Annotated in this window: 8 protein-coding genes and 1 pseudogene; 4 read left to right on the top strand and 5 right to left on the bottom strand. The window is 74.3% G+C overall.

Annotated features, from left to right (window positions below; all coding sequences use genetic code 11):
* The 4 genes and pseudogenes from C3489_RS21630 to C3489_RS21615 form a co-directional block, all read right to left on the bottom strand.
* On the bottom strand, positions 1-797 hold a 797-nt coding region (locus C3489_RS21630; RefSeq protein WP_103783674.1), incomplete at its 3' end, for an MBL fold metallo-hydrolase.
* A pseudogene (locus tag C3489_RS21625) lies at positions 794-2042 on the bottom strand (aminotransferase class I/II-fold pyridoxal phosphate-dependent enzyme). The pseudogene C3489_RS21625 and the gene C3489_RS21630, both read right to left, overlap by 4 nt.
* Before the next feature lie 123 nt (positions 2043-2165).
* Positions 2166-2999, bottom strand: a complete 834-nt coding sequence (locus C3489_RS21620) for a hypothetical protein (protein WP_103783673.1) — start codon at positions 2997-2999, stop codon at positions 2166-2168.
* A gap of 309 nt (positions 3000-3308) precedes the next feature.
* Complete coding sequence (locus C3489_RS21615) at positions 3309-4103, bottom strand: RNA polymerase sigma factor SigF (RefSeq protein ID WP_103783672.1); 795 nt, start codon at positions 4101-4103, stop codon at positions 3309-3311.
* Positions 4104-4350: 247 nt separating this feature from the next.
* On the opposite strand from C3489_RS21615, the gene C3489_RS21610 reads away from it, so the two are divergent.
* From C3489_RS21610 to C3489_RS21600, 3 genes are all read left to right on the top strand, one after another.
* Positions 4351-6150: a thiamine pyrophosphate-requiring protein gene (locus tag C3489_RS21610; RefSeq protein ID WP_103783671.1), complete on the top strand. Its 1800-nt coding sequence runs from the start codon at positions 4351-4353 to the stop codon at positions 6148-6150.
* Between the two features lie 95 nt (positions 6151-6245).
* Positions 6246-6626, top strand: a complete 381-nt coding sequence (locus C3489_RS21605; protein WP_103783670.1) for a DUF2795 domain-containing protein — start codon at positions 6246-6248, stop codon at positions 6624-6626.
* A gap of 18 nt (positions 6627-6644) precedes the next feature.
* On the top strand, positions 6645-7196 hold the full coding sequence (locus C3489_RS21600; RefSeq protein ID WP_103783678.1) for a type 1 glutamine amidotransferase domain-containing protein: 552 nt from the start codon (positions 6645-6647) through the stop codon (positions 7194-7196).
* A gap of 31 nt (positions 7197-7227) precedes the next feature.
* Here C3489_RS21600 and C3489_RS21595 read toward each other — a convergent pair whose 3' ends face one another.
* Entirely contained in the window at positions 7228-7509 is a 282-nt protein-coding gene (locus C3489_RS21595) for a DUF6158 family protein (RefSeq protein WP_103783669.1), read from the bottom strand.
* Positions 7510-7566: 57 nt separating this feature from the next.
* On the opposite strand from C3489_RS21595, the gene C3489_RS21590 reads away from it, so the two are divergent.
* Entirely contained in the window at positions 7567-8685 is a 1119-nt protein-coding gene (locus C3489_RS21590; protein ID WP_103783668.1) for a Vms1/Ankzf1 family peptidyl-tRNA hydrolase, read from the top strand.
* Positions 8686-8719 lie beyond the last annotated feature (34 nt).

The raw sequence follows: 8719 nt of genomic DNA, 5'->3' as shown, positions 1-8719 counted from the left end.
CGGCCGATACGGCTGAACCAGTGGCCGTATCCGGTGTCGCCGGCGAAGTACAGCCGCCGGCCGTCGGGCGCGGTGAGCACCCAGCCGCCCCACAGGCTGCGGCAGGTGTCGGTGAGGGTGCGCTTGGACCAGTGGTGGGCCGGTACGAAGTCGAAGCGCACCCCGGACAGTTCGGCGCCTTCCCACCAGTCCAGCTCGGTGACGCGGGTGAACCGGCGCCGCTGGAACCAGCGGCCGAGCCCGGCCGGCGCGAACACGGGGGTGTCGCGCGGCAGTCGGCGCAGGGTGGGCGCGTCCAGGTGGTCGTAGTGGTTGTGGCTGATGACGACGGCGTCGATACGGGGCAGCGCCTCCCAGTCGACGCCGACGGGCGTGATGCGGGCCGGGGTGCCGAGGATGCGGCGCGACCAGACCGGGTCGGTGAGCACGGTCAGCCCGCCGATGCGCACCACCCAACTGGCGTGTCCCGCCCAGGTGACGGCGAGGGCGCGGGCGTCGACGCGGGGCAGCGGGGCGGGGGCGTAGGGCAGGCGGGCGATGTCGGCGAGGCCCTCCTTGCCGGGGCGTACGGCGCCCTCGCGGGCGAAGCGGGCGATGGCCTTCAGTCCGGGCAGCGGCGCGGTGAGCCGGTCGTGGAAGGTCCGCGGCCACACTCTGCGCTCGCCCAGCGGGCGGGGCTCGGCCAGGGGCGGGGAGGGCGGGGCGACGGACGGCGAGGGCACCGGGGTGCCGGGCGTCGGGGACGGCGTCGTGCTCGTGACCGTTCCGGTGGCGGGCGACTCGGACTGCTGCGTCATCGAGGGGGCTCCCATCGCTGGGCGTCGTCGCGGAGATCGTCGAAGACCGACCGCACCGTGAGCAACGCACGCTGCAGATGCGGCAGTTCCAACGGGGCGGGGGACGTGAGGCATTCCGCGCGTTCGGCGTCGGTGCCGCCCAGCAGCGGGCCGGTGGCCAGCCGTACGCGCAGCGCGGCGAGGTCGTCCCCGAAGCGGTGGCCGCCGGGGGCGGGCATGCCGAGCCGGGCGGTGAGGAAGTCCTCCAGGTCCTGGGCGTCGCCCACGCCGTGCCCGGCCAGCGCCGTGCGCAGCGGGCCGAGGTCGGCGTACAGATGGCGGCCGGCCTGTGGCGGGCGGGCCAGAGCGCCCGCGGCGACGACCGTGTGGTGCACGGCCGCGGCCACGCGCGCGTGCAGCGAGACGGTGGCGGCGATCCGGGCGGTCACCGGCTCGGGTTCGGTCAGCGCGTAGGAGGCCGCGGCGGCGACGGGCGCGGCGACGCGGGCGCCGAGCGCGGTGAGGACGTCCAGAACGCGCGCGTGGAGTCCGCCGCCGTGCCCGTTCGCGGGGAAGCGGGCGACCGCCGCGGGCCAGCCCGCCGGCAGCAGCGCGCCGGCCAGGTCGGTGACGACGGTGACCTGTGCGGGCAGCATCTCGGCGGGGCTGAGCAGCACGGTGTCGTGCGGCCGGTGCAGGGTGTCGCGCCAGGTCTCGTCGCTGACCAGGTGCAGTCCCTCGCCGGCGGCGGCCTCCACGGTCTCGTGCAGCAGCTCCGGCGGAGCGACGGTGCCGGTCGGGTCGTCGGCGAGGGAGAGCACCAGCAGCCGCGGGTCGCCGCCCTCGGCGCGGACCCGGCGGACGGTCTCCAGCAGGGCGTAGGGGTCGGGCACGCCACCGGACTCGGCGGGGGTCGCCACATGGAAGACGGGTCTGCCGAGCAGTCGCGCGTAGGGCGCCCACCAGGCCGCGCAGGGACGGGGCACGAGCACGTCGCCGCCGAGGGCCGCGGTGAGCGCCAGCAGCAGCGCATGCGCCCCGGGGGGCCGCGGCCACGTGGCCGGGTTCGGTGGCGAGACCGCGCCGCTCCCAGTAGCCGCAGGCCGCCTCGGTGACGGCGGCCGAGCCGCCGACGGGTTCGGCGGCTCCCCGGTCGGAGGCGGCGGCCAGCCGGTCGGTCAGTTCGGGGAGCACGGGAAGGCCGGTGTCGGGCAGGGGCGGGCCGTAGCGGACGGGGCCGTGACCTTCGGGGTCGGTCCGCCGCATGCGTGCCTCCGCGCAGTCGCTGGTGCCGTGGGCCCGTCCGGTGCCGCGTCACCGCCTCGTAGTCCAGGCCTGTGAGTACCCACGTCGTGCGCTCCCCATGGCTCGCCGCGCGGGTTGCGCCCATCACACCGGCGGTTCGCCCAGACGCCGGCCCCGCTGCGGACGGCGCCGGCGCAGCCGGTGGGCGGCGGCTCCGGCCGCGCCGGCGATGAGCAGTCCTCCGGCCACCAGGGCGGGCGCGGAGGCGGTGTAGGTGCCGCCCTCGCCGGCGTTCACCCCGTGCTCGATGGCGGGCGGCCGGCTGGTGGGCTGCTGCCAGGACGGTTCGTGGGCCGGCGAGGACGGCTGGTCCCCGCCGCAGGGCGTGCGGTGCGGCTCGGGGCAGGGGGACGCGGCGGCGGAGCCGTGCGAGGTGCCGTGGGCGACGTCGAAGCTGGCGCTCCACGGCCGGCCCTGTCCGCCGGGCGGCGCGGGACAGGTGCCGTCCACGGTCCAGGCGGCGCCGCTCGCGCCGTCGGCCAGGCCCTCGAAGTCCTCGGCGGCGGCGATCTTCGCGCTGCCCTTGTAGGCGGGACCGGACAGTTCGTCACCGCCGGGCACCTTCTGCAGCTTGACGGTGCCGTCCGCGAACGCGGCCTGGGAGCTGGCGTCGATGCTCTCCGGCGCGGGCCCGCCCGTGGGGTCGCAGTTCACGGACACGGTGACGGTGCCGCCGGGCTCCACCGAGGCGGGGCTGATCTGCGCGGCGGGCCCGCCGGGCTCGTCCGGCAGGCTGGGCGCGGCCAGGTCGGCGGGGTCGTCCGGCAGGCTCGGCGCGGCCGGGTCGGCGGGATCGTCCGGGACGCTCTGGGTGACCGGGTCGGCCGGGTCCGGGGGATCGTCCGCGGCCCCGGCCGGTGCGGCGCCGGCCAGCACGACCAGCGCGGCGACGGACAGGGCACGGGCGGTGCGGCGCATGGGGAGGACTCCTTCGGCCGTACGACTGCGGGCACGGGGGTGTCGTGCCGTACAGCCATGACAGCCCGCGACCACGCATGCCGCGCGCGGCCGGACCCCATCAGGGGGACGGGGGGCGGCCGACCGGGTGATTCAGCCGGCCCCGGCGGCAGCCCACCCGGGGGCGCGGGGAACCGCGCGACCGGGACCGGGACAGCCGACCGAGTGATTGAGCCGACGCACGGGCCGCCCACCCAGGGGCGCGGGGAACTGCGCGACCCGCCACGGCGGGCCCGCACCCGGCACCGAGCAGACCCCCCCCCCCCGGCGCTACTCCGCCTCCGCCAGGATCTCCTCCCGCATCCGCCCGCAGCACCGGCTGATCAGCCGGGACACATGCATCTGCGAGATCCCCAGCTGCTCCGCGATCCGGCTCTGCGTCATCTCCCCGAAGAACCGCATGTAGAGGATCGCCCGCTCGCGCTCCGGCAGCGCCGCCAGCCGCGGCCGGACCGCCTCACGGTCCACGACCGTGTCCAGGGCCGGGTCCGGCGAGCCGAGCGTGTCGGTCAGGGCGTACCCGCCGTCGCCCTCGCTGCCCGGCATCTCGGCGTCCAGGGACAGCGCCGTGAAGCTCTCCAGCGCCTCCAGACCGGCCTTGACGTCCTCCTCGCTCAGCTGGGCGCGTTCGGCGATCTCGGCGACGGTGGGCCGGCGGCTGGAGACGGTCTGGGACAGGTCCTGGACGGCCGCGCGGACCCGGTTGCGCAGTTCCTGGACGCGGCGCGGCACGTGCAGGGTCCACATGTGGTCGCGGAAGTGGCGCTTGATCTCACCGGTGACGGTGGGCACGGCGTAGCTCTCGAAGGCGTTGCCGAGGTCGGGGTCGTAGCGGTCGACGGCCTTGACCAGGCCGAGCGCGGCGACCTGGCGCAGGTCGTCGTAGGACTCGCCGCGGTTGCGGAAGCGCGCGGCGATGCGTTCGGCCATCGGCAGCCACGCCTCGGTGATCTCGGCGCGCAGTGCGTCCCGCTCGGGTCCCGGCCGGAGCGCGGCGAGCCGGCGGAAGGCGTCGGCGGTGTCGGGGGCGTCGTCGTGCGGGTGGGTACCGGTTCGGGTGCGCATGGTGCGTCGCTCTCCCTCGGGGTGCTCAGGGGTGGACGGTCACCGAGGGAGTGCGGCAGGCCTGGACGGAAGGCGTCCCGGGGCCGCGTACAGCCGCTCCCACGGACGTGCCTCCGGTCCGAAGCACTGACCCTGCGCCTGCCCCCGGGCCCGCCGGGCAAACCCGGGCGCAGGTTTTCCGGGGTGCCAGCGGGTGACTCGTGGGGTGCTGACGCCGACCGAAGCCCGTGCGACCTGGAGGTCCTTCATGAGCAGCAAGGTGTCCGACTACGTTCTGGAGCGGCTGCGCGACTGGGGCGTGGAGTGTGTGTTCGGCTATCCGGGTGACGGCATCAACGGACTGCTCGCCGCCTGGGGACGGGCCGAGGACAAGCCCCGGTTCATCCAGTCCCGGCACGAGGAGATGTCCGCGTTCCAGGCGGTCGGATACGCCAAGTTCAGCGGCCGAATCGGGGTGTGCACGGCCACGTCCGGACCCGGCGCCATCCACCTGCTGAACGGGCTGTACGACGCCAAGCTGGACCATGTGCCGGTGCTGGCGATCGTCGGCCAGACGCACCGCACCGCGATGGGCGGCTCCTACCAGCAGGAAGTCGACCTGCACACGCTGTACAAGGACGTCGCCTCGGACTTCGTGGAGACGGTGACGGTGCCCGAGCAGCTGCCGAACGTGCTGGACCGGGCGATCCGCACGGCGTACGCGCGGCGTGCCCCGACGGCCGTGATCATCCCCGGTGACGTGCAGGAGCTGGACTACTCGCCGCCGACGCACGAGTTCAAGATGGTGCCCTCCAGCCTGGACCGCAGCTCCTGGACGGCGGTTCCGTCGGAGGAGTCGATGCGGCGGGCGGCGGAGGTGCTCAACGCCGGCGACAAGGTGGCGATCCTGGTCGGCCAGGGCGCGGCGCACGCGCGCGAGGAGGTGCAGCACATCGCGGAGCTGCTGGGCGCCGGCGTGGCCAAGGCGCTGCTCGGCAAGGACGTGCTCAGCGACGAACTGCCCTACGTCACCGGCTCGATCGGGCTGCTGGGCACGCGCCCGAGCTACGAGCTGATGCGGGACTGCGACACGCTGCTGACGATCGGCTCGTCGTTCCCGTACTCGCAGTTCCTGCCGGAGTTCGGCAAGGCCCGCGCGGTCCAGATCGACATCGACCCGCACATGGTCGGCATGCGCTACCCGTACGAGGTGAACCTGGTCGGCGACGCGAAGGCGACCCTGGACCGGCTGATCCCGATGATCGACTCGGGGCGCGGCCGGGAGTGGTTCGACACGGTGTGCGACAACGTGCGGCGCTGGCGCGAGGTGATGGAGCGGCGCGCGAACCTGTCCGCCGACCCGATCAACCCGGAGTACGTGGCCGCCGCGCTGGACCCGCTGCTGCCCGACAACGCGATCGTCACCTCCGACTCGGGCTCCACGGCGAACTGGTACGCCCGGCACATCACGATGCGCGGCACCATGCGCGGCTCGCTGTCCGGCACGCTGGCCACGATGGGCCCCGGGGTGCCGTACGCGATCGGCGCGAAGTTCGCGCACCCGGACCGGCCGGTGGTGGCCCTGGTCGGTGACGGCGCGATGCAGATGAACGGGCTCGCGGAGATGATCACCGCGGCGAAGTACGCCGACCGCTGGGAGGACCGGCGGATGGTGGTGGCCGTGTGGAACAACCAGGACCTCAACCAGGTGACGTGGGAGATGCGCGCCATGGAGGGGGCGCCGTCCTTCCTGGAGTCCCAGCGCATCCCGGACGTGCAGTACGCGGCGTTCGCCCGCTCGCTCGGCCTGACCGGGGTGCGGGTGGAGAAGCCGGAGGACGTCGAGGCGGGCTGGCGGGCCGGCCTGGAGGCCGACGGACCGGCGGTGATCGAGTTCCTCACCGACCCGTCGGTACCGCCGATCCCGCCGCACGCCACCTGGGAGCAGATGGAGGCCACGGCCGCGTCGATCCTCAAGGGCGACGCCGAACGCGGCTCGGTGATCAAGCAGGGCTTCAAGGCGAAGATGCAGGAGTTCCTGCCGGGGCGGGACAAGAAGCACGACTGAGGTGCCGATACGCCGTCGTTGATCCGGCCCCGGCCCGGTGTCGCTCCCCCGTGCCGGGGTACGCGGTGCACACCCCCGTACCTCTGGAGGGAGACATGCAGCGAGGCAGCGACCGGATGAGCGTCCATCGGGACGACGAGAGGAAGCACGAACTGCAGGGGCTGCTCAGGTCCGGACACCCGACCCGGACCGAGGAGTGGCACGACCCGGAGCCGGCCGCCGACGACGACCCGCAGGTCTGGGGCGGCCCGGTGGCGCCCGGTGGCCTCGGTTCCTCCCTGGAGACCGTGCGCCTGGAACTGGCGCGGATCCTGGGCCGCGGGTCCTTCCCGGCCGGCCCGCACGAACTGATCGGCGTGCTGCGCCGCAACAACGCACCGGACGCGCTGGTGGACGCGCTGGAGGGGCTGCCCCGCAAGGCGCGCTACGGCAACGTCCAGGAGCTGGCCGAGGCGGTCACCGGCACGCAGCGCTGAACGCACGAAGGGATGACCATGCGCATCGCATTTCTGGCGGCCCCCGAAGGCGTCGAACAGGTCGAACTCACCGAGCCCTGGCAGGCGGCCCGCGACGCCGGGCACGAGCCGGTGCTGGTGTCGACGAAGCCGGGTGAGATCCAGGCGTTCAACCACCTGGACAAGGCCGACACCTTCCCCGTCGACGAGGTCGTCGCGGACGCCTCCGCCGACTCCTTCGGCGGGCTGGTGCTGCCCGGCGGCGTCGCCAACCCGGACTTCCTGCGGATGGACGCCAAGGCGGTGGCGTTCGTCAAGGACTTCTTCACCCGGGGCCTTCCGGTCGCGGCCATCTGCCACGCCCCGTGGACCCTGGTCGAGGCCGACGTCGTACGGGGCCGGGAGCTGACCTCGTGGCCGAGCCTTCGGACGGACATCCGCAACGCGGGCGGCACCTGGGTGGACGAGCGGGTCAAGGTGTGCGACCACGGCCACAACAAGCTGGTCACCAGCCGCAAGCCGGACGATCTGAAGGCCTTCTGCGAGACGTATCTGGAGGTGTTCGCGGAAGAGACCCGGCAGGCCGCCTGAGCGGCCCGCACGGGCCGGCACGGTCAGCGGGTCAGGAGCGGGGAGTCGCCGACTCCCCGCTTCCGCGTTCCCGGGCGCCTTCGCGGGTGCGGCCGGCGGCGACGGGCCGGCTCGGGTTGCGGCGCAGATACTCGCCCTCCAGCTGCGCCATGCGTTCGTTGTGGGCGCGCAGCGCGTCGTTCGAGCCGTACAGCAGGGTGTCGTGACGCGTGCGGTGGATGGTCTCCAGCTCCTTCATCAGCTGCTGGTCGTCCAGCCGCTCAGGTTCGACTCCGCTCATGGTGGCCCCGTCCGGTCGGTCGTGTTCGTTCATGCGGTCCGGGTACCCGCCCGGTGAGCACTACCCCCGAGCGCATCACGGGAGGGAGCCATGGATCTCGCCTTTCTGCATCCACTCTATGAACACTCCGGCCCCTGGGCCTCCGTGTACGTGGACCTGTCACGGCACGCCGAGGACACGCCGCACGAACGGGAACTGACGGCCCAGGCGGTGGCGCGGGAGCTGGCCGGGCAGGGGGCGGACGAGGCGACCTGCCGTGCGGTGCGCGACGCCGTGGACGAGCTGCGCCATGCGAGTGATCCGCACGGCCGGGCGCTGTTCGCGCGGGACGGCGAGGTGGTGCTCGATCCGCCGCTGGCCCGGGCCCCGGTGCGGGGCAGCTCCGCGCAGTGGGCACCGCTGCCGCGGGTGTCGCCGCTGCTGGAGCTCGCCGGGGAGGACCCGGTGTGCGTGGTGGCGTACATCGACCGCAAGGGCGCGGACTTCGAGCTGCGCTCGGGTCTGGGCAGCCATGAGGCCGGCTCGGTCAGCGGCCGGCAATGGCCGGTGCACCGCACCAGCTCGGTCGACTGGTCGGAGCGCCACTTCCAGCTGCGGGTGGAGAACACCTGGGAGCACAACGCGGCGGAGATAGCCGACGCGCTCGCGGTGTGCCAGGAGGAGACCCGCGCCGACCTGCTGATCCTGGTGGGTGACGCGCGCGAGCGGCGGGCCGTGCACGAGCGGCTGCCGCAGCGGCTGTACGGGAGCGTGGTCGAGGCCGACCACGGCACCGGCAGCCGGCTGCTCGACGAGGAGGTGGAGCAGGCGCGGGCCGAGCATGTGCGGCGCCGGGCGCAGGAGGACCTGGACCGGTTCCTGGCCGCCCGTACGCCGGGCGGCGAGGGGCGCACGGCCGCCGTGGAGGGCGTGCCGGCGCTGGTGGAGGCCGCCCGTGAGCACCGTATCGACGAGCTGCTGGTGCGGCCGGACGGCCCGGACACGCATCGCGAGGTGTGGATCGGCGAGGACCCCGACCAGCTGGCGGTGCGCCGCACCGAGCTGAAGACGCTCGGGGAGCAGCACTCGTGGTCGGCCCGGGCCGACGACGCCCTGCTGCGCTCGGTGGTGATGACGGGTGCCCCGGCGATCTCCGTGACCCCGGCGCTGCCGGAGGACGCGGGCGACACCCCGGCGGGCGGCCTGGGGGCGCTGCTGCGCTGGAGCTGACGCAGCAGTCTGGCGACACCTGTGGGGCGGGCCC

This window comes from Streptomyces sp. Ru71 (genome assembly GCF_002920535.1).
In the GTDB taxonomy this organism is placed as follows: domain Bacteria; phylum Actinomycetota; class Actinomycetes; order Streptomycetales; family Streptomycetaceae; genus Streptomyces.
Note: the sequence above shows the minus strand (reverse complement) of the source record. Positions and strands in the feature narration are given on the sequence as shown.

What these genes read in the sequence shown, in the direction of transcription:
- C3489_RS21620 (WP_103783673.1), bottom strand. Translation starts at nt 2,999, where the DNA reads ATGCGCCGCACCGCCCGTGCCCTGTCCGTCGCCGCGCTGGTCGTGCTG.
- C3489_RS21615 (WP_103783672.1), bottom strand. Translation starts at nt 4,103, where the DNA reads ATGCGCACCCGAACCGGTACCCACCCGCACGACGACGCCCCCGACACC.
- C3489_RS21610 (WP_103783671.1), top strand. Translation starts at nt 4,351, where the DNA reads ATGAGCAGCAAGGTGTCCGACTACGTTCTGGAGCGGCTGCGCGACTGG.
- C3489_RS21605 (WP_103783670.1), top strand. Translation starts at nt 6,246, where the DNA reads ATGCAGCGAGGCAGCGACCGGATGAGCGTCCATCGGGACGACGAGAGG.
- C3489_RS21600 (WP_103783678.1), top strand. Translation starts at nt 6,645, where the DNA reads ATGCGCATCGCATTTCTGGCGGCCCCCGAAGGCGTCGAACAGGTCGAA.
- C3489_RS21595 (WP_103783669.1), bottom strand. Translation starts at nt 7,509, where the DNA reads ATGAACGAACACGACCGACCGGACGGGGCCACCATGAGCGGAGTCGAA.
- C3489_RS21590 (WP_103783668.1), top strand. Translation starts at nt 7,567, where the DNA reads ATGGATCTCGCCTTTCTGCATCCACTCTATGAACACTCCGGCCCCTGG.